Annotated in this window: 18 protein-coding genes; 2 read left to right on the top strand and 16 right to left on the bottom strand. The window is 47.9% G+C overall.

Translation table 11 applies throughout. From position 1 onward, the window contains the following. The first annotated feature begins 18 nt into the window (after window positions 1-18). Window positions 19-585, top strand: coding sequence for a ferritin-like domain-containing protein (locus HJV72_RS12985; protein ID WP_208071503.1), 567 nt, complete (start codon window positions 19-21; stop codon window positions 583-585). Window positions 586-679: 94 nt separating this feature from the next. On the opposite strand, the gene HJV72_RS19845 is transcribed toward HJV72_RS12985, so the two are convergent. The 7 genes from HJV72_RS19845 to HJV72_RS12955 all read right to left on the bottom strand — a co-directional run bounded on the left by HJV72_RS19845 (window position 680) and on the right by HJV72_RS12955 (window position 7965). Next, window positions 680-1033, bottom strand: coding sequence for a CAP domain-containing protein (locus HJV72_RS19845; protein WP_330618986.1), 354 nt, complete (start codon window positions 1031-1033; stop codon window positions 680-682). Between the two features lie 54 nt (window positions 1034-1087). After that, window positions 1088-1426 (bottom strand): hypothetical protein, encoded by a 339-nt coding sequence (locus tag HJV72_RS19840; protein ID WP_243765630.1) that lies wholly within the window; start codon window positions 1424-1426, stop codon window positions 1088-1090. A gap of 128 nt (window positions 1427-1554) precedes the next feature. Beyond that, on the bottom strand, window positions 1555-2829 hold the full coding sequence (locus HJV72_RS12975) for a sensor histidine kinase (protein WP_208071501.1): 1275 nt from the start codon (window positions 2827-2829) through the stop codon (window positions 1555-1557). Beyond that, window positions 2816-3493, bottom strand: coding sequence for a response regulator transcription factor (locus HJV72_RS12970; RefSeq protein WP_208071499.1), 678 nt, complete (start codon window positions 3491-3493; stop codon window positions 2816-2818). The genes HJV72_RS12975 and HJV72_RS12970 overlap by 14 nt, the downstream gene beginning before the upstream one ends. A 7-nt stretch (window positions 3494-3500) precedes the next feature. Beyond that, complete coding sequence (locus HJV72_RS12965; RefSeq protein WP_208071496.1) at window positions 3501-4271, bottom strand: ABC transporter ATP-binding protein; 771 nt, start codon at window positions 4269-4271, stop codon at window positions 3501-3503. Between the two features lie 13 nt (window positions 4272-4284). Next, window positions 4285-6663 carry an ABC transporter permease gene (locus tag HJV72_RS12960; RefSeq protein WP_208071494.1) on the bottom strand — a complete coding sequence of 793 codons (2379 nt, stop codon included), beginning with the start codon at window positions 6661-6663 and terminating at the stop codon, window positions 4285-4287. 189 nt (window positions 6664-6852) lie between these two features. Further along, entirely contained in the window at window positions 6853-7965 is a 1113-nt protein-coding gene (locus tag HJV72_RS12955; RefSeq protein ID WP_208071493.1) for a GGDEF domain-containing protein, read from the bottom strand. Between the two features lie 263 nt (window positions 7966-8228). On the opposite strand from HJV72_RS12955, the gene HJV72_RS12950 reads away from it, so the two are divergent. After that, window positions 8229-10301 (top strand): sensor domain-containing diguanylate cyclase, encoded by a 2073-nt coding sequence (locus HJV72_RS12950; RefSeq protein WP_208071491.1) that lies wholly within the window; start codon window positions 8229-8231, stop codon window positions 10299-10301. Between the two features lie 75 nt (window positions 10302-10376). Here the strand turns inward: HJV72_RS12950 and HJV72_RS12945 are convergent, their stop codons facing one another. The 9 genes from HJV72_RS12945 to HJV72_RS12905 form a co-directional block, all read right to left on the bottom strand. After that, complete coding sequence (locus tag HJV72_RS12945) at window positions 10377-11141, bottom strand: SDR family NAD(P)-dependent oxidoreductase (protein ID WP_208071488.1); 765 nt, start codon at window positions 11139-11141, stop codon at window positions 10377-10379. A gap of 156 nt (window positions 11142-11297) precedes the next feature. Further along, entirely contained in the window at window positions 11298-11777 is a 480-nt protein-coding gene (gene rlmH, locus HJV72_RS12940; RefSeq protein WP_208071486.1) for a 23S rRNA (pseudouridine(1915)-N(3))-methyltransferase RlmH, read from the bottom strand. A 59-nt stretch (window positions 11778-11836) separates the two neighbouring features. Further along, complete coding sequence (locus tag HJV72_RS12935; protein WP_208071484.1) at window positions 11837-12613, bottom strand: ZIP family metal transporter; 777 nt, start codon at window positions 12611-12613, stop codon at window positions 11837-11839. 138 nt (window positions 12614-12751) lie between these two features. Continuing rightward, window positions 12752-14140 carry an NADPH-dependent glutamate synthase gene (gene gltA / locus HJV72_RS12930; protein WP_208071483.1) on the bottom strand — a complete coding sequence of 463 codons (1389 nt, stop codon included), beginning with the start codon at window positions 14138-14140 and terminating at the stop codon, window positions 12752-12754. Beyond that, on the bottom strand, window positions 14140-15027 hold the full coding sequence (locus tag HJV72_RS12925; RefSeq protein ID WP_208071482.1) for a sulfide/dihydroorotate dehydrogenase-like FAD/NAD-binding protein: 888 nt from the start codon (window positions 15025-15027) through the stop codon (window positions 14140-14142). Before HJV72_RS12925 ends, gltA begins: the two co-directional genes overlap by 1 nt. Window positions 15028-15166: 139 nt before the next feature. Continuing rightward, window positions 15167-16348, bottom strand: a complete 1182-nt coding sequence (locus HJV72_RS12920) for an iron-containing alcohol dehydrogenase (RefSeq protein WP_208071481.1) — start codon at window positions 16346-16348, stop codon at window positions 15167-15169. A 200-nt stretch (window positions 16349-16548) separates the two neighbouring features. Then, window positions 16549-17838, bottom strand: a complete 1290-nt coding sequence (locus HJV72_RS12915) for a chitobiase/beta-hexosaminidase C-terminal domain-containing protein (RefSeq protein WP_208071480.1) — start codon at window positions 17836-17838, stop codon at window positions 16549-16551. A 15-nt stretch (window positions 17839-17853) separates the two neighbouring features. Then, the gene (folD, locus tag HJV72_RS12910; protein ID WP_208071479.1) at window positions 17854-18693 is read right to left on the bottom strand and encodes a bifunctional methylenetetrahydrofolate dehydrogenase/methenyltetrahydrofolate cyclohydrolase FolD; all 840 of its coding nucleotides are present in this window, start codon (window positions 18691-18693) and stop codon (window positions 17854-17856) included. Between the two features lie 14 nt (window positions 18694-18707). Further along, window positions 18708-20378 carry a formate--tetrahydrofolate ligase gene (locus HJV72_RS12905; RefSeq protein WP_208071478.1) on the bottom strand — a complete coding sequence of 557 codons (1671 nt, stop codon included), beginning with the start codon at window positions 20376-20378 and terminating at the stop codon, window positions 18708-18710. Window positions 20379-20384 lie beyond the last annotated feature (6 nt).

Genomic DNA, 20384 nt, shown 5'->3' with positions numbered 1-20384 from the left:
GTAAAAGGAGTGTATGTTATGAATAATGATGTGAACCGTAACTGCGAATGCGAATGTAACGAAGCCAAGCCCCAGACGCCGAAAGAACCGTCTTACGCCGCTTCCGGTCCGTATCCTCCGGTCCGTATCTGTGAACGCAACAGGGCTTACGGAAGAATGATGCTCGATAATATGGGCGGCCAGAACTCAGAAATGTCTGCAGTGAGTCTGTACCTCTACAATAATCTGCTCATTGATGAAGATGCGCGTCTGTCTAAGATCTTCCACAAGATCAGCATCGTGGAAATGCACCATCTGGAAATATTCGGCCAGATTGCAAGGATGATGGGTGAGAACCCGCGCCTCTGGACTTACCGGGGGAACCAGATGATATACTGGACACCGGGCTACAACAATTATCCGATAGAAATCCGTCCTCTGCTTATCAACTCGTTGAACGGTGAGAAAAAAGCGGTCCAGAAATATGAAGAACAATGCCGGAAGATTAAGGATACACATATTGTAGAATGCCTGAAACGCATCATCCGGGATGAGGAGATACATATCCAGATATTTGAATCACTGCTGGAAGAATATTGTGGCTAGGGCAAATACACGGTCTGTGCGCCGACGGGCGCACCACAGGGAAACAGGGAGATGCAACTGCATCTCCCTGTTTCTCCATCCGCCTGTATACGTCTTAGTATGCAAACAGCTGGGTCCAGTAATTTGTTCCCTTCTGATTCTGATAGTGTCCCACGCCGATAGTCGTATATCTGGAATTCATGATATTAGCTCTGTGTCCGGGGCTGTTCATCCATCCTTTCATAACCTCTTGCGGAGACTTCTGTCCCCATGCGATATTCTCACCGGCTCCACGGAATTGAACGCCTTGTTCTGTAAGCGCAGTATTGAAGCCTCTGCCGTCCGGTCTCGTGTGCGAGAAAGAGATTTCTGTTTCTTTTGCGCGTACAAGCGCAGCTCTTGAAATATCTTCGGCCATCTTAAGTGCCGGAAGCCCTTCCTTGGCCCGCTCTGCATTGACAAGCGCCACCACTTGTTTTGCAAAAGTCTGATTGCTGCTATCGTCCTGGTCCGGCTTATCCGGCTACGGGTTGTCTGTATCCGGCTTATCTATATCCGGTACATCCGGCGTCTCCGGAATATCCGGAGCCTCAGGAACATCCGTGTCCGGCTTATTGTCCGGCTTATTCTGACCGCCGCCATTGTTGCCAGGACAGAGTTTATTTATAATCTCTTCTATGTTAAGCTTCTGCTTCAGCTGGTCATCCGTAATCTCATTTACGCTGACACCGCTGCCGCTCCCGACAATCACATATCCTTTTCTGACAGGTCTGCTCCCTTCTGCTGCCTGAGATACCACCGGCGCTGCCATACTTGCCGCAACTGCCACAGCAGCCAATGTAATGAAAATTCTGTTCTTCATCTTCCCCTCCTTCTGGTATTATAATTGTTACAAATATATTACGTATTTGTTACGTTTTATATCCTACCACAAAAAGAAGATTTGGCAACATGTAATATCTGGGAACAAGCAGGCGCTTCTGACTTTACCTAACGGAATACGAGTACGAACGCCATTCCTTCTTCGTCCTTCTGGGCAAATATCTCACCGTCCATCTTACGCATGATCTCGCGGCATATGTACAGTCCCAGTCCGTTACCTTCCAGCCCTCTGCTGTTGGCTGCACGGAAAAAGCTTTCGAAGATATGATTGAATTCGTTGTCCGTCACCGGTTGACCGGTGCTGTATATCCGTATCAGATGGCAATAGTCTTCTTCATAAAAAGATATTTCAATCTCCCTCCCGTCCCCGTATTTGAACGCATTTTCAAATATATTTCCAAACACTTCCAGGGCACGTTCCAAATCTCCTTTCAGCAGAAGATTGTCATATTCTCCGACTTTCAAATCCACCATGCGGATTCTGCATTTCTCCCTATATGTATCCAATACCCTGCCCATCAGGTCCGCCTGGTAAAATTCTCCTTCCCTTACCTGGATGTCCAATATATCTTCTCTGGAATTTTTAATGATTTCTTCTACATATCGTTCGATTTCTGCTGCCTTTTCACCAATCTGATGCACTGCATGTGTCTTCTGTCCGCAATCGCTGTACAGATTTTCTTCCAGCGCCTTCCCGTATAACCGTATCGTGTGCAGCGGCGTCTTGATGTCATGTGAAAGAGACAGCAGCATCGTCTTCTTCTCCTTCTCAAGCTCCAGGCGCCTTCTTCTAGCAGATGCCAGCGCATCCCTCAGCTGGCTCATGCCACACACGAAATCACCGTAAAACCTGCTTTTTTCCTCTGTCACTTCCCCGGACAGATGGCCGTTTGCCAGTTCATACGGCAATTTCTTAAGCCGTATGAAAGGACCGATCACCCGTGCCTTCAGGTAGAGCAGCGTAGCAAGAAGAGCTGCTCCCATGATACCGATTGACAACTCCGTCAGCAGAAGTATCTTTTTCGTCTGAAATGCCGGTTTTTCATAATCGAACCTTAAGAACCCTTTTAAGGCCCCCTCTATATACAGCGGAACCACCTGAATTCCAGTCTGATTCTTCTCCTCATAAAAAGCGGCCGTCTCTTTTTCTTCCTTCAGCTTGTATTCCGGGAGATATGAGACTTCTTTCACATACTGGAAAGATGACAGATCGACATCCTGCGCCGCATCCCCCTCCTTAAGGGTATCGTATATCCTGTTTATTTCCGTTTTATACTCGCCGCTTTGCACTGCAGCTGCACCGTAGATCCAAGTGAAAGCCATAATAGCCAAGAAGAGATAAGTCAGGGCGGCTGCCAGTATCATAGCATTATATTTCTTCATATCTGTAACCTACTCCCCAGACCGTCACAATCCGCCTCGGCTCTCTGGGGCATGTCTCAATCTTGGCCCGCAGCATCTTGACGTGTACGGTCAGTGTCTGGCTTTCGCTGAAACTGTCGGCCCCCCACACTTTTCCGAAGATATATTCTTTTCGGAGCGTCTTGCCGGCATTTTGGACGAACAGAAGAAGAAGCTCATATTCCTTTACATTCAGCTCCAGCGGCCTGCTTTTCAGATATGCCGTCCGTGCCTCCTGATCGACCGTAATCTCTCCGGATGATATAACCGCCGCTTCCTTGCGGCCTTCGGTGCGCTGCAGTATGGCGTTTACCTTGGCGGTCAATATTTCCGGATCCACAGGCTTCTCCATATAATCGTCCGCCCCCAGCTCATAGCCCATGAGCTTATCCTCCTTATCTGATTTCGCGCTCATGATAAGGATTGGAACGTTCTGCTCGGCCCTGACCGCCCGGCATACGGCAAATCCATCCATGCCGGGAAGCATGATGTCCAGTATCATGAGGCGCACGCTCCCCTGTACGGCATACCGGACCGCCTCTTCCCCCCTGGCCGCATGCAGGACGGAATATCCGCTGTCTGCGAGAAACGCCTTAAGCAGCCTGGCCAGTTCATCATTATCTTCTACAAGTAATATATCAGTCATGTCCTGCTTACCATCCTAGTTTTATGAGCCAGTCATTCAGCAGCCGTTCCCTCTGCCTTGGATCTTCGGCTTCGTTCCAGCTGCCGAGCGCTATCTCATCCCTTATATTGCCATCTTCGATGTATAAGACCCTGCTGCATCTGGACGCGACTTTCATGTCGTGCGTCACGAGCAGGATGCTCGTTCCTTCTGTGTGGATACGGTTCAGCTCTTCCATTACCTCGTTGGAATTCTGCTTGTTCAGTGAACCGGTCGGCTCATCGGCAAATATAATCTTCGGATGATTGATAAGGCTGCGGCAGATGCATGCCCGCTGAAGTTGTCCTCCCGACACCGCATTGATGTCGTTTCCGGCTATCTCACTGATGCAGAGCTTCTGTAACAGTATCTTAGCATAGTCGTTGATGAGCTTCCTGCCCTGTTTGCTCCGTCCTTCCGGCGACTGGTAAGCCGGCAATACGATATTATCATATATGGACAGATTTTTCAGCATATACATCTGCTGAAATACAAAGCCCATCTCATTAAGCCTGATATCGCTCATCTCTTTGGCCTGCATGTCCGACAGATTCCGGCCGAAGAATTCCACTTTTCCGGAGGTAGCGCTGTCCATGCCGCTGACCGTATATAGCAGGGTCGTCTTCCCTGAGCCTGACGGTCCCATGATGCCGACCATCTCTCCTTCTTCTATGCTCAGATTCACGTTTCTGAGCACATTAATGTGGCGTTTATCGCTGATATATGTTTTGCATAAGTTACTGACGTTCAATGCTCTCATTCTATCTCTCCTCCTATTCCAGATTGTTTAATTCCCTTATATCTATTTTCTTTATCTTACCTGCTGCAAGATAAGCTGCTGTAACAATGCCGGCAAGAAGTATGCCCGGATACACGCCGTATATCTGCCACGGTACCACCTGTATATCTACATCTGCTCCCATAATGGCGAATATCGGCTTGAGTACCCACCGGTTGCTGATCAGCGACAGCGGGACAGCTGCCGCCATAGAGACAAGCGCGACCCCCGCCATGCGGAGCACCTGCCACATTTTTATGCTGCCGTTTCTAAATCCGATGCTTTTCATCATGGCGATTTCCCCCTTTTCCCTCACGACAAAGAGCCTCTCCATCAGCAGGGTAATCAGCATGATAACCCCACACAGCATTCCTGTCATCGGTATCACCAGATTCTGAAGGGAATTCTGGATTCCTCCCACATTGCCGTCGACGAATTCCTGGGCAGTTGACCACCCATACCCGGGAAGTTCACGTTCCAGTTCTCTGACCGTTTCTTCCTGGGACCCGTCCGTCTTCATATCTACCATTATGTTCCAGCAGTCGAACATAGGCTCATCCTTCAGATTTATCTCGGGGTTTAACCTAGCACTGTCTCCAATCTGCATATAATCGGAATATGTTCCTGTTATGAGAAGGTTTCTTCTTTCGCCTTCTATCTCGGTCTCTACCCTGTCACCAATCTCCCAGCCGTTTTCCTCCAGCAGTTTTTTCGAAAATGCAATCTCGTCTTCCAGCAAAGGCGCTTCACCATCCTGATACGTCATATAGTCTGTGTTCCGACCAATCGTCTGTATTGTCATGATTTTGCTCTGTGTCCCGCCCTCTTTCTCTCTATAAGAAAAGAAATAGATGGGAATGCCGGTGAGCGAAGCCTTATATCCTTTATCCGCCAGTTCATCCTCCACCCGTTCCATGCTTTTTTCAAGCTGGCGGCCGGTCTTTATGCTGCCTTCTCCCTGCTGCTCGATATCCGCGACATAAGCCGCGCTTTCCGGATCGATAGCAAATTTTCCGGCCATTTCCTTGCTTTGCATCGTGTTGAGCGTATTAAGCGGTATTGTTATCAATATAAAGCTCAGGCAGAAGGCTGCCATCAATATGAAGTATCTTCTCGTCTGCCGGACCATATCGTTCATGCCGAGGTACATCGGTACAGGGAGTCTTTTCCTGAGATGAAGTGCGAGCCCTTTTTTCCGGTTGAAGCTTTCTCCCGTATGGCCGTCTCGTATGGCCGAGATTGCCGATATCTTATTCATTCTTCTCGTACAGCTATAGCAGAATAACAGTACGAAGATTACGACTGCCGCCGTACAGAGCAGATTGACACCTAAGTTGGCGCTGCTGTCCTCCATAATCATATTTTTACTTACACCGGCTACCATCTGCCTGCTGACCGGAACGCTGGCTGCAAAACCGGCCAGGGCGCCGCAGCAGACGAGGACGAAATATTTTGTCAGATATATTTTCTGGATGGCAGGTCCTTTCAAGCCGATCGCTTTCATGATTCCTATCTCCCTGTAATCCTCTTCTACGGTAAACACGATGGTAAAGCGCAGTACAAGAAGAGCAATCAGAATCAGGCAGATTCCAATCAGGATGAGCAGAGCCGCCATAATCATATCAAAGGAATATACGAGCGTATACATATCTTTTTCAACTGTATTTAAAACCGTGGAGTAATTCTGCTTATTCAGTTCCTTGGCAAACTGCTCAGCCTCGGATGTATCTATATAATATAAACCAATCATATCCTCGTCGTTCTTGGCGGCAAAGCGTGCATATTCCTCTTGATTGACTAGAAGCCTTGTCATGCCGACCATATCGCTGCCGAAAGCCGCATCCTTTGTCTTCACTTTTAACCGGTATTCCCTGCTCTCACCGCCCACATGTACGGTGATGCGATCTCCCTCCTTCAGCCCGTTGCCTTCCATGATGGACGTGCTTAATGCAGCTTCATCGTCTTCCAGTGCAAATTCTCTGCCGTCCTGGTCATAAACGTAGCAGTATCGGGCATCCATCGTGCCGAGATACACCCCTCCGTTGAAGTCCAGCTGTTTGTCTTCTCCGTCTTCTCTATAGGTGACATTCTTCTTGATGAGCGATAGCAGTGTATTATAATCATATTCCTCCACGCCAGGTCCCTGACTGTCGATCCACTCTGCTATTTTTTCTTTCTCGCTGTCACCGCTTATGACGAGATTGATATCCGGAACGTTGGCATAATCCATGTAATATTCGACAGAAGACGTCACGACGAGTATATTGTTGACGCTGCTGGCAAGAAATATGGTTGCTATTGTTATGAATAGAAAAAGTATCAGATTTACGCTTTTTCTTCGTTTCATATCCCTTTTTAGTATGTTTCGTATCATAATCCGTTCCCCTTCCGTTTACTTGACAGCAGCTGTCCTTTGCCGCCTGTTGGGTACAGTATAGCGGTCAGACTATTAAAAAATCCTTAAATATATGAAAATATCATATGCCGCTCCTGCATGCCACAGATAAACGGAATTCCGGTACCATAAAAAAGAGCCTTGTACAGACTGTACAAGAGCTCTGTCCTAAGGCTTAAGGCTCATATCCTTAGCCCTCTTGAAGTCATACATACGCTTATCTGACAGTTCCAGCAGTTCGGAGATGCTTTCTGCTTCATCCGGATATCTTGCCATACCTACAGATACTCCCAGAAAATCCATTTCATCTATCCTGATCTTTCTCGTATTCAGCTCTTCTAATTTCTTATAAAGCATGTCATCACAGGTCAGGCAGATGAACTCATCCCCCGCATATCTGAAAAACAGATCCTCTTCCTTAGAGCACTCCCTCAGCATATCTGAAAATGCCTGCAGATAGCGGTCCCCAGATGAATGGCCGTATTTGTCGTTGATAGATTTGAAATGATCCAGATCCAGAAAGATAAGGTAGAATGCCTCATTCTCTGAAGCCATCTTATCCAGGCTGCTTCTAAGCGCGATGCGGTTACCAAGCTGCGTAAGACGGTCCTTTCTGGTCAATTCGCTCAGCTCCTGGTTATCGTCATCGGCCCTCAGATAAGAAACACACAGGCTGTATGAAAGGATAATGAAGTAAATGAGTAGCAAATAGACACACAGCTTCTTAATCATGGAGACATCCATAACCATCGTATTATTGTAGGCTATTATGAGAAGGAAGCTGACGATCGTATATCGTATGAGCAGATTTTTCTGTCTCCCACATGCCTTCTGGATATAGCTGATAAATTGGTGTTTAGAAAAACGCAGGTACATCGGAAGCGTCACGGCATACAAAAGTGTCTGGGCCACGAGAACCGTCACTGATAGATAGTTCTCGTCAAACAGGTAGCCGATTCTGACTGCCATGGCAAATCCGGCAAGCCCGTACGAGAACGAATAAAATGCGATAATTATCCGGCTTTTGACATCTCCGGCGTAATTGACGAGCGCCGGGATAAAATAAAGCACGCCCAGAACCATCAGGCGGCCATTGCCATTGCCGTAGTTTGGCAGCTTCACTGCTATAAATACCATAAAAAGCATCAGTAGAAACGTGATGGTCACGTACAGCCCCAACGATATAAACAGGCTGTGCTTCTTGCGTGATAGTGTCCAGATAGCGATAAATTCCACACAGATAATCTCTAAAACCGTCAATATATTAAATATCAAATCCATACGTCTAAGCTCCATTCATTGCTTTCCTGTTAACATATGACTTCATTATACATCAGCACCCCCTATATATCCAGTTCTAAATCAACATGGAACCTTCCACTTATTGACAGAGGCGTATGTCATGCTCAGGGCAGCCCTTAAGGGCCGTCTGTGTCATACGGCCCTTTTCGGAATATAATAATATACCAATATAATTTTACATGATACAGCACGACGCAGCTGTAAGTTAAACTGATAACAACAAAACCTATGGGAGAAATAAAATGGTTGTAAAAAATATGATGCAAAAACTGACCGAACAGGAAAAGATAAGTAAAGATATTCTGATACAATTATTTGAAGAAACATATAACGCAGGGGCTCTGTGCTGCAGAAACGCCCCGGGATATCCCGTCCTGTCGTCTAAAGGAAGCCTTCCTGCTGTTCTAGGTTATGATACGGAAGAATCGCTGCTTAAGGATAATGTTTTGTTTGTAGATCTGGTCTTTGATGAGGACAAAGATTCCGTACTCAAAGTGATGGAGAAAGCTGTTGCCGAAAACAGCAGCTTTTCTATTGAATTCAGATGCCACGGCAGAGACGGCATGCCGGTGCCACTGTGTGGTGCCGTCGTATATCTGAAAAATACCGGGCATATACTCTTAACTTTTATCAAGACTGACGAGACAATCTGGGACCGGATATTCCGTCTCCTTCCATGCGGAATATGCCGTGTGGCCGTCGATAATGTCTTTACGATAATGCAGGCCAATGAAATCTATTATGACATATATGGCTATACGTCTGCAGATGCTGCCGCAGCCGGATTTACGAATGAGAAGTTCATTATCCATCCGGACGACTTTGAATCGGTCCGGCATGAAGTAGGGCACTGCCTGGAGCTTATGGATAGCCCTACCTTCGAGATAGAGCACCGGGTCATTATGCGAGACCAAAGTACCGGATGGGTGCTCGTCAAAGGATATATTGACAAGGCGGGCGGCGAATGCTTCCTTAACTGTGTGCTGCTTGATATCTCCGACCGCAAGAAGGCGGAGGAGGAGCTGAGAGTCAGTGAAGAGCAGAACCGGATTGCATTTCTGTCGACAGAAAACCATATGGACATCTATGATGTAAAAACACATGTACTCGAACATCCTTATGACGATGGAGATGATGAAAGGCCAAATCGGCTGGAGAATGTACCTTACAGCGTAATTGCCGCAGGCCAGGTAGAAGGAGACAGCATAAGGGATTATATGCAATTGTTCGATTCCATCAGCAAGGGGAATCCCGAGGGCCGGTGCACGATACAGATGGCCGCCAGAGATGGTGGCGCTTTTGGCTGGTATGAGATAAAATACCGTTTGATTTTCGATAAATCCGGAAGCCCCGAACGCGCTATCCTTTCCTATAAAGATGTGACATCCCAGCGGGAAAAGTCACTTGCCTATGAGAAGTGGAGCCGTTTTTTCGAGCAGCAGAAGGCCAGCAGCCTAGGCTATTATGAATATAATCTGACTAAGAACCTGTATGCAGGCAGCGAAGAAAGCCTTTTGAATACGCTTCCCAGCCATATCCAAAGTTTTACGGAAGCTGTCGGCTACTATGTTGAACACTGCGTGTATGAAGAAGATTGGAAAAAATACTTGCAGTTCTACAGCCGCGACAGACTTCTGTCTGCATATTATTCCGGCACGAAGACAGACTATATCGAATACCGCCGTATAAGAGATGGAAACGTTGTTTTCTGGGCGGCAGGAACGGTACAGCTCATTTCCGACCCTTATACCGAAGACGTCCGTGCATTTATCCTTGTTCAGGACATAGATGATAAGATGCAGAGGCGAATACGGATGAAAAATCAGATTGAGGTCGACTCCCTCACCACACTCTTTAACAGGGGAACCGTCGTTAAAAAGATTACTGCCGGACTGGCGGATAAGGAAACCGGCTGCCGCTCTATGCTTGCCATGCTGGATATAGACCACTTCAAAGACATCAACGACACTTACGGACATCAGTTTGGCGACCGGGTTCTCGGTGATATCGGGAAGGTTCTGTCTTCTATGGCATATTCCCATGATGTATACGGAAGAATGGGCGGGGATGAATTCATCCTCTTCCTGACCGGAATACATTCTGCGGATACCGCAGAAAAAAGACTGCTTGAAATAATAAGCTCCCTGAATATTGAATATGATAATCCGGATACTACCGTGTCTGTCAGTATCGGAGCCGTCTATCCTTGCGGAAGCCTTACGTTCGAAACCTTATACTCTGCGGCGGACGCCGCCCTGTATGAGTCCAAAAAAGGCGGCCGCAACCGCTTTGTTATCCGGCACAGGGCATTCTGACGGCAGGGAAGCGGATAGACGATGCTTGTCTATCCGCTTCCCCGGCATATTCTGCAATACGCATGCACATACAATTTACGGCCTCAGTATATTGCCTCCATCCACATTAATCGTCTGTCCTGTCAGGTATTTTGCATCTTCCAATGTCAGAAAAACACATACCCGTCCTACATCTTTTTCCGCATCACCGACTCTGCGCATCGGAGTCTTCTCAATCACCTGAGACTGATAGATATCCGGATATTTTTCTTCCCATGCTTTCATACCCGGCGTTTCTACAATCGGGCATACTACATTGACATTGATTCCATACTGTCCCCATTCATTTGCGGCCGTCCTCGACAGTCCGCGCATCGCCTCTTTAGAAGTATTATACGCCCCAAAGTCTATGAGACCGTTCTGTCCCCCGCCGGAACCGAAGTTAACGATTGCGCCGGCGCTTTCTTTCAGATATGGAAATGCTGCCTTCATATAGTAAAATGCCGCAAGTGGTCCCGTCCTGAAGTTCGTAATAAAGTCCTCCGTAGTGTGGTCGATCAATGGAGTCTCTGCTAGTATTGTCTGCGCATTATTGATGACGGCATCTATCTTCCCGAACTTTTCTACTGTGGTTGCTATAACCTGCTTAACCGCCGCCTCGTCCGATCCATCTGCCGGGGCGGCCAGCACCTCGATACCATACTCCTTTTCCAGCTCTCCCTTCGCAGTATCCAGCGTCTCTTTTTTTCTGCCTGTAATTACAAGATTGGCACCTTCCGCTGCGAATGCACTGGCGATGCCCCGTCCGATTCCTCGTCCTCCTCCGGTAATTATTACAACTTTTCCTCTACATCTTTTCATTTGCATCACTCCTTATGATGCAATTATAACTCTCTTCTTCCAATTGTTCAATAATAGATAATTTTAAAACATATTTATCTGATTATTTTTGTTTATTTTGTCGATTTATTTGTAATCTTGTAATCCATAACATCTGTAAATTCAAATAAACCTCACTTACTTATGATATGGCTCACCGTTCATAATCCGGTAGCTTCGGTATATCTGCTCCAGCAGTATGACCCGCATCAGCTGATGCGGGTATGTCATATTGGAGAAGCTCAGCCTGTAATCAGAACGTCTAGTAATCGTATCATGGAGGCCAAGCGAACCTCCTATGACAAATGTGATGCTGCTCGTACCTTCAATCCCGAGCCGTTCAAGCTTGCGGGACAGGGCTGCGGAATCCGGCTGTTCCCCATCAATTTCCAGCGTGACCACATAGTCTGTTTCTTTGATGTGCTTCAGCAGGCGCAGAGCTTCCTTCTCTTTAATCTGGCACTCGAACGTCCCACCTGCCTTATCCGGCGTCTTTTCATCCTGAACTTCGATGATGTTCAGCCTGCAGTAACGGCCAAGCCGCTTCTTGAATTCGTCAACCGCCTGCCGGTAAAATGTTTCTTTCACTTTCCCAACGGCTAGAATCGTAATATTCATGTACTTCTTTTCCCTTCTTCCGTATACCCCATGTCTGCGGCACGTTTATCTTTGCTGCATTAGCCAAGTGCCACATCCAGTATCATCATTAGCACGAACCCTAATGCAAAACCGATAGTGCCTATGTTGCTGTGGCTCCCTTCTGCTGATTCAGGAATCAATTCTTCCACCACGACATATATCATGGCTCCGGCAGCAAATGCCAGCAGATAAGGCAGTATCGGTGTGATATAGGCAGCCAGCAGGACGGTGATTCCCCCTGCTATCGGTTCCACGATTCCTGACATCGTACCATACAGGAACGCCTTTCCCCTTCCGTTGCCCTCGCTTCGAATCGGCAGGGAGACGATGAATCCCTCCGGCAGATTCTGGATTGCGATGCCGACAGACAGGGCAAACGCTCCCGCCAGCGTGACATTGGTGTTGTGGGTCAGCAGCCCGGCAAATACGGCACCACTTGATATACCCTCCGGTATATTATGTATAGTGACCGCCAGCACGAGCATGGTAGATTTTTTCAGAGTACACTTTGGTCCCTCGGACTCATCGCATCCGATGTGCAGATGGGGGATAGCCCGGTCCAGAAGCAGCAGAAACGCGATACCGATGACAAATCCGACAGCCGCCGGCACAAATGCAAATCTGCCCATATCCTCAGACATATCCATGGCAGGTATGAGAAGCGACCAGACGGATGCCGCGACCATGACTCCGGCTGCAAATCCAAGCAGCGCCTTTTGAATCGTTGGCTTCAGTTCTTTTCGCATGAACAGTACGCACGCCGCTCCCACGGTCGTGCCGATAAAAGGAATCATCAATCCCCAAAATATAGTCATATATAGTAAACCTTCTTTCTGAATTTTGATTTTCCCCATTATCATACCATAATCATGTAACATGGTATAGGGTGTAATTGAAAAGAACCGCAGCACTTGCGGCTGCGGTCCTTTTAACGTCAAAACGGATTCCTGTATTTATTTATTGCTCAGCAGTTCATGGATTCCCTTTGCGCCTGCTTTTCCTGCTCCCATTGCAAGTATTACTGTAGCTGCTCCGGTTACTGCGTCTCCTCCGGCATATACGCATGCCTTGGAGGTCTGGCCGTTCTCTTCCTCAGCTACGATACATTTTCTCCTGTTTGTCTCCAGACCTTTCGTGGTGGATGCAATCAATGGGTTCGGTGAAGTTCCAAGTGACATGATAACCGTGTCCAGCTCAATCTCATACTCGGATCCCGGTATCTCCACGGGACGTCTTCTTCCTGAAGCGTCAGGCTCGCCCAGTTCCATCTTGATGACTCTCATGCCGCGTACCCATCCATTTTCATCTACAAGGATTTCCTTTGGATTTGTAAGCAGGTTAAAGATGATTCCTTCTTCCATCGCGTGATGTACCTCTTCCACCCTGGCCGGAAGCTCTGCCTCACTTCTTCTGTATACGATATGTACTTCAGCGCCGAGGCGGAGGGCTGTTCTTGCCGCATCCATTGCTACGTTGCCGCCGCCTACGACCGCGACTTTCTTGCCGGCTGCAATCGGCGTGTCATAGTTGTCATCGAAGGCTTTCATCAAGTTGCTTCTAGTGAGATATTCATTGGCTGAGAAGACTCCATTTGCTGTCTCCCCCGGGATTCCCATGAACATCGGAAGCCCTGCTCCTGAACCGATAAACACAGCTTCAAATTCTTCCTCTTCCATGAGCTGGTCGATGGTGGTAGACTTGCCAATCACGACATTAGTCTCAAACTTGACTCCAAGCTCTTTTACCTTTTCAATCTCTTTCTTTACGACCTTCTCTTTCGGAAGACGGAATTCAGGTATACCGTATACGAGAACTCCTCCAAGCTCATGGAGCGCTTCAAATACAGTCACGTCATATCCCATCTTAGCCAGGTCTCCCGCACACGTAAGACCTGAAGGGCCGGAACCGATTACGGCAACTTTGTGGCCGTTCATCTTTTCAGCCTTCCGGGGTTTGATATCATGTTCCAGCGCATAATCAGCGACAAACCGTTCCAGCTTGCCGATAGAGACCGGCTCCCCCTTTATCCCGCGGATACATCTGCATTCGCATTGGGACTCCTGAGGACATACGCGTCCGCAGATAGCCGGAAGCGCTGAGGACTCTCCAATCACCTTGTAGGCGCCTTCGATATCCCCCTCTTTTACTTTAGAGATAAATCCGGGAATGTCGATTGCAACTGGACAGCCCTGGATACATTTCGCATTCTTACAGTTCAGGCAGCGGACTGCCTCTTCCATCGCCTCTTCTTTATCATATCCATAGCAGACTTCTTCAAAGTTAGTCGCTCTTACCTTTGCCTCCTGTTCTCTGACAGGAACTTTCTTCAATACATCAGCCATTAGTTGTCACCTCCGCAGTTGCCACATCCGCCGTGATGGGTGTCGCCTTCTTGTAATTTCAGCAGCGCACGTCCTTCCTGTGTCTTGTACATCTGCTGTCTCTTCATCGCCTCATCAAAGTTGACGAGGTGTCCGTCAAATTCCGGACCGTCGACACATGCGAACTTTATATCTTCTCCCACATGGAGACGGCATGCTCCGCACATTCCGGTCCCGTCTACCATTATCGGGTTCATGCTTACGATGGTCGGAATGCCGAGCTTCTTCGTCAGCAGACAGACAAACTTCATCATAATCATCGGGCCGATTGCCACGCATACGTCATAATTGTTCCCTTCTTCTACCAGCTTCTCAATCTTCGTCGTAACCATGCCTGCATGGCCGTATGTACCATCATCTGTACAAGGATAGTAGTTGCCTGCCACAGCTTCCATCTCGTCTTCCAGGATGAGCATGTCTTTCGTCTTGGAACCTACGATGACATCTACATCCACTCCGTGCTCATGGAGCCATTTTACCTGAGGATATACAGGTGCCGCGCCGACGCCGCCGCCAACGAACAGCATCTTTTTATTTTTCAGGCTCTCGATGTCCTCATGTATGAATTCTGACGGGCAGCCGAGAGGGCCTGTGAAATCTCTGAAAGAATCTCCTGCTTTCAGTCCGGCCATCTTTTCTGTGGACGCGCCTACAGTCTGGAATACGATAGTGATTGTCCCTGCTTCTCTGTCATAGTCACATATCGTAAGTGGGATTCTTTCCCCTTTTTCATCCATTTTCACGATGACAAACTGGCCAGGCTCGCAATGCCTTGCGACACGCGGTGCTTCTACGTCCATAAGATAAATCTTATCAGCCGGATTTTCGGCTTTTAATATCTTGTACATCTCATTTCCTCCTAATATTTAATACTTATTCCATAATAATGCATATATTACGAAATATCAAGTGGCTTATTTGCTTAGAAGTCAAATATTCTCACTAAAAAACAGGTGCTTTACGGCACCTGCTTTTTATGTACTTCTCTTAAAAATCAACTTCTGTTCCGTAATATATACACGTAAATAATTTTTCCATGGCGGCCGGATCAATGGAACGTGGGTTAGAACCTGTGCATGCGTCACCGACAGCAAGCTCTGATATGTTTGCTATCTTATCCTTAAACTCGTCTTCAATGATGCCAAACTCTCTGAGTGTCTTAGGTATGTCGAATTCTGCATTCATGGCATCTATCTTCTTACACAGACTGTTGATAAGCGCCTGTTCGGATGTCCCGTCAAGTCCCATACGACGCGCGATTTCGGCATAGCGGGATGCGGCTTTGGCATCTTTTGCATTATATTTGATTACGTATGGCAGATACATGGCATTGGCACAACCATGGGTGATATGGCCGGTTGAAAATGCCGCACCCGTCTTATGAGCCATAGAGTGTACGATACCCAGCAGCGCATTTGAAAATGCCATGCCCGCGAGACACTGTGCATAGTGCATCTGTTCCCTGGCGGTCATATTTCCATGATAAGAAGCAGGCAGATAATCAAGCACCATCTCAATTGCCTGCAGTGCAAGCGGATCTGTGAATGCACAGTTCAATGTGGATACATAGGCTTCAATCGCATGGGTCAGAGCGTCCATTCCCGTATATGCCACCTGCTTCACCGGGAGGCCTTCCACCAGTTCAGGGTCAACGATTGCCACGTCAGGTGTTATATTAAAGTCGGCAAGCGGATATTTGACTCCGGTCTCATAGTTTGTAATTACGGAAAAAGCCGTAACTTCCGTTGCGGTTCCTGACGTGGACGGAATCGCTGCGAATTTCGCTTTCTGCCTCAGTTCAGGGAAATTAAATGGAATACAGAGGTCCTCAAAGGTCGTGTCAGGATATTCGTAGAATGCCCACATGGCCTTTGCCGCGTCAATCGGGGAGCCGCCGCCCATGGATACGATCCAGTCAGGTTCGAACTTACGCATAGCCTCCGCGCCTTTCATGACAGTCTCTACGGACGGATCTGGTTCTACGCCCTCGAACAGCTCAACCTCCATCCCTGCTTCCTTCAGATATCCAACCGCTTTGTCCAGAAATCCCTGGCGCTTCATAGAGCCACCGCCCACGACAAGAATTGCCTTCTTTCCCTTCAGGTTCTTCAATTCTTCCAGACAGCCCTTTCCGTGATATACGTCTCTTGGTAATGTAAATCTGCTCATTGTCCGCATCTCCTTTTAAATGATTCGTTAATAATTTATCAATATATACATATTATAGTCCTGTTAAATAATTAACGCAATAGGATAAATGGAAATTCTTGTATTTATTCTCATACAATTTGATAAATTTCGAAAGGGGTCAGACCCCCGGCGTGCCGGGGGTCTGACCCCTTTCGAAATTTAATATATTATCTGACAATTTAATCGGGTTCGTACATATAGTTTCTCGTCGTGACTCCGCTCGTGCGTCCCTTGCCGTTTACGAGGATTGCCTTGAATATGGTCTCACCCTCGGGCATGTCTATCGGACCTTCGTACTTTGTGGATGCGGTCGTCGGCTCGCTTCTGTCCATCGTATAATAGGCCTCGTAGCCATCGGGGACTTTGATCTCTATCTGTGTGGCCGTGCCGTATTGCCCTGTGGACGGCGATACGGCGGGGGCATCCTCTATCGGCAGCTCTACGGTAAATGTCTTCTTCACCGGCAGGCTCGGCACGCCTTCTTTGTTTACAGCGATAGCCGTGATGATGTTCTCGCCTTCTTCCAGATGTATCGGCTCTTTATACTTTTCGCTCTCCGTATCAGGCTCGCTTCCGTCTGTCGTATAGTAAACCGCCGCTTCATCGGACTTGAGCGTAAGTTCCTGCACTTCTTCAAACGTCTCTTTGTCGTCCAGGCTGAAAGATGGTCCGTCTATGATATATCCGCCCAGCCTTTCTGCCACGTTGTCTGCTACATCTTCGAGAAGTACGGGAATCTGCATCTTCTGGTCTGTATCCATGTAGAAGCCCACACAGGCTTCGTAGAGATCTGGATTCTTCGTCTGCTTGTCGATGGCATTCAAAAATACGTCTTCTGCCTTGTCCAGTTCATCCTGTGCTATATATACTTTGGAAAGGCCCGTATAAGCATCCGCTTTTTCCGGCTTCTTGGAAATGGCCTTTTTAAAATAGGTCTCCGCCTTCTCGTATGCCTTTTCTTTTTGTGCACTGTAGCCTTTATTCACGATGCCATTGTAAGAATTCTGATAGCACACGATTCCAATCACGACAGCGGCAACGACAAGCACAGCCAGGATGATGAGAGCTTTCCTGCGCTTTTTGCGTTTCATGGCTTTCCGCCGCTCTATCTGCCTTCTGCGCTGCTCTTTTTCTGACATCATCCTGCCTGTCGTATTCCTGCCCGTATTCCGTCCGGTGTTCCGCCCTGCGGTATTTCGTCCGGTATTCCTCCCTGCATTGGTGTTCCTTCTTGCGCCTGTGTTCCGGCCGGTGCCCGTATTCCTGCCTCTGGCATTCATATCTCCTGTAAACATGTCATAATCACTGTCGGACAAGACACCTTCTTCATCATTGATAGACACCTTGATCTGTGCCGTAAGCATATCATCTAAAGGATTATAGTCGGGAACAATGCGGACTTCCTTTCCACATGCTTCACAATATAACATACCTTCCGGTATTTCATGCCCGCAATACCTACATTTCATCTCTACGTTAACCTCCTACTTCCTTGCAGCCTCAACACAATTGCTCATCAACATGGCAATTGTCATCGGCCCAACTCCTCCTGGAACTGGTGTGATTGCCGCCGCTTTCTCTTTTACGTCGTCAAAATCGACATCTCCACACAGCTTATTGTCTTCGTTCCTGTGTATTCCGACATCAATGACGACTGCCCCTTCTTTTATATACTCCGCTGTTATAAACTTTGGTTTTCCAACCGCAGCTACCAGTATATCTGCCCTCTTTGTCACTTCCCTCAAATCTCTCGTCCTGGAATGCGCCACCGTCACGGTCCCGTTTTCCCTCAGCAGCAGCAAAGCCATAGGCTTACCCACGATATTGCTCCTGCCGACAACGACGCACTCCTTTCCTTCTATCTCTATGCCGGAACGCTTCAGCATCTGAATAATCCCCGCCGGCGTACAAGGTACAAACCCTTTTTCGCCGATACATAGCCGTCCTGCGCTCTCAGGATGAAAGCCGTCCACATCTTTATCAGGATGGATGGCGCGGATAACCGCATTTTCGTCGATATGCTCCGGTAAAGGCAGCTGTACCAGGATTCCATCTACCTTATCATCCCTGTTCAGCCTGTCAATCAGGGAGAGCAGCTCCTGCTCTGAGGTATGCTCTTCTAATTCATATGACAACGAATCGATTCCTACATAGTCACATGCCTTTTTCTTATTTCCGACATATATAGAGGATGCCGGGTCGCTGCCGACCTGGATGACCGCAAGACAGACATGCCTGCCCTCTGCAGCCAGATGCGCCGCTTCCTCTCTTAATTCATCCTTTATCTGTGCGGAAATCGCTTTCCCGTCAATTAACATGGCCATATCTTCTTAACTCCTTAAAATAATCCTGTTATACTGCCTTCCTCCGACACATCGATACCGTTTGCCGCCGGTACCTTTGGAAGTCCGGGCATCGTCATGACTGCTCCTGTCAGCGCTACGACAAATCCTGCCCCTGCACTGACATACACTTCTCTGATATGTATGTCAAAATCAGTCGGACGGCCTAGCTTCTTTGCATCATCGGACAGGGAATACTGGTTCTTCGCCATACAGACAGGCAGCTCACCGAATCCCATGGACGCAATCTTCGCAAGCTGCTTCTGTGCGGCCGGCTCATATACGACGCCTCTTGCCCCGTAGATTTCTTTCGATATCGTCTCAATCTTCTCTTCCAGAGACAGCGCATCCTCGTACAGCGTATGGAACCGGCTCTTCTTGTTCTCCAGCGTATCGATTACCTTTTCGGCAAGCGCGATGCCGCCTTCCCCGCCTTTTTCCCATACTTCCGACAAAGCGAACTCGCATCCCTTCTGTTCGCAGAAATTCCGGATAAACTCATTTTCAGCATCTGTATCTGACACAAATGAGTTTAAGGTGACAACAACAGGAATCTCATATTTCTGAATGTTTTCAATATGCTTCTCAAGATTTACGATTCCCTTTTTCAGGGCTTCTATATTCTCTTTCGCCAAATCATTTTTCGCAACTCCACCATTATACTTCAAAGCACGCACAGTTGCAACCAAAACAACCACATCTGGTTTAAAACCTGCTTTTCTGCACTTGATATCGAGGAATTTCTCTGCTCCGAGATCAGCCCCGAAGCCTGCCTCCGTTATGGTGATGTCGCTCAGCTTCAGAGCCATCTTCGTCGCCCGCACGCTGTTGCAGCCGTGCGCGATATTCGCAAAAGGTCCTCCATGGACAAGTGCAGGCGTATGTTCCAGCGTCTGAATCAGATTTGGCTTGATGGCATCTTTCAAAAGCGCGGTCATGGCACCGGTAGCCTCCAGGTCATCGGCGGTCACGGGTTCGCCGGCAAAATTGTAAGCCACGATAATTCGTCCAAGCCTGTCCTTCAAATCGTGAATATCATCCGCCAGACAGAGAATCGCCATGATTTCAGAAGCGACGGTTATTACAAAATGGTCTTCCCTCACCATGCCGTCCATCTTGCTTCCAAGCCCGACGACGATATTGCGAAGGCTCCTGTCATTCATATCAAGACATCTCTTCCACACTACCTGCCGTGGATCGATCTGGAGCGTATTCCCCTGCTGTATATGGTTGTCCAGAAGTGCTGCCAGCAGATTGTTGGCGGAAGTTATCGCATGAAAATCTCCTGTAAAATGCAGGTTCAGGTCTTCCATTGGCACGACCTGGGCATACCCTCCACCGGCTGCCCCGCCTTTGATGCCAAAGCAAGGGCCAAGGGATGGTTCGCGAAGCGCGATAACCGCCTTCTTATCAAGCCTGGCCATCGCCTCGCCAAGGCCTACCGTCGTCGTCGTCTTCCCTTCTCCGGCCGGCGTAGGATTTATCGCAGTGACAAGCACAAGCTTTCCATCCGGTCTGTCCTTCACTCTTTCCCACACGTCGTCGGACAGCTTCGCTTTATACTTGCCGTAAAACTCCAGCTCATCCTCTGTAATTCCCACTTTTGCGGCCACATCTTTGATATGTGCCATGTTCGCTTCCTGTGCAATCTGAATATCTGTCTTCATTTGTCA

The sequence above is a fragment of the Extibacter sp. GGCC_0201 genome, assembly GCF_017566055.1.
Classification (GTDB): domain Bacteria; phylum Bacillota; class Clostridia; order Lachnospirales; family Lachnospiraceae; genus Extibacter.
The sequence above is the reverse complement of the archived record's forward strand: the minus strand, read 5'-3'. Positions and strand labels throughout refer to the sequence as shown.

Coding starts and splice junctions, on each gene's coding strand:
- HJV72_RS12965 (WP_208071496.1), bottom strand. CDS start 4,271: ATGAGAGCATTGAACGTCAGTAACTTATGCAAAACATATATCAGCGAT.
- HJV72_RS12950 (WP_208071491.1), top strand. CDS start 8,229: ATGGTTGTAAAAAATATGATGCAAAAACTGACCGAACAGGAAAAGATA.
- HJV72_RS12905 (WP_208071478.1), bottom strand. CDS start 20,378: ATGAAGACAGATATTCAGATTGCACAGGAAGCGAACATGGCACATATC.
- folD (WP_208071479.1), bottom strand. CDS start 18,693: ATGGCCATGTTAATTGACGGGAAAGCGATTTCCGCACAGATAAAGGAT.
- HJV72_RS12920 (WP_208071481.1), bottom strand. CDS start 16,348: ATGAGCAGATTTACATTACCAAGAGACGTATATCACGGAAAGGGCTGT.
- HJV72_RS12925 (WP_208071482.1), bottom strand. CDS start 15,027: ATGTACAAGATATTAAAAGCCGAAAATCCGGCTGATAAGATTTATCTT.
- HJV72_RS12945 (WP_208071488.1), bottom strand. CDS start 11,141: ATGAAAAGATGTAGAGGAAAAGTTGTAATAATTACCGGAGGAGGACGA.
- rlmH (WP_208071486.1), bottom strand. CDS start 11,777: ATGAATATTACGATTCTAGCCGTTGGGAAAGTGAAAGAAACATTTTAC.
- HJV72_RS19840 (WP_243765630.1), bottom strand. CDS start 1,426: ATGAAGAACAGAATTTTCATTACATTGGCTGCTGTGGCAGTTGCGGCA.
- HJV72_RS12915 (WP_208071480.1), bottom strand. CDS start 17,838: ATGAAATGTAGGTATTGCGGGCATGAAATACCGGAAGGTATGTTATAT.
- HJV72_RS12935 (WP_208071484.1), bottom strand. CDS start 12,613: ATGACTATATTTTGGGGATTGATGATTCCTTTTATCGGCACGACCGTG.
- HJV72_RS12960 (WP_208071494.1), bottom strand. CDS start 6,663: ATGATACGAAACATACTAAAAAGGGATATGAAACGAAGAAAAAGCGTA.
- HJV72_RS12985 (WP_208071503.1), top strand. CDS start 19: ATGAATAATGATGTGAACCGTAACTGCGAATGCGAATGTAACGAAGCC.
- HJV72_RS12975 (WP_208071501.1), bottom strand. CDS start 2,829: ATGAAGAAATATAATGCTATGATACTGGCAGCCGCCCTGACTTATCTC.
- HJV72_RS12970 (WP_208071499.1), bottom strand. CDS start 3,493: ATGACTGATATATTACTTGTAGAAGATAATGATGAACTGGCCAGGCTG.
- HJV72_RS12955 (WP_208071493.1), bottom strand. CDS start 7,965: ATGGATTTGATATTTAATATATTGACGGTTTTAGAGATTATCTGTGTG.
- gltA (WP_208071483.1), bottom strand. CDS start 14,140: ATGGCTGATGTATTGAAGAAAGTTCCTGTCAGAGAACAGGAGGCAAAG.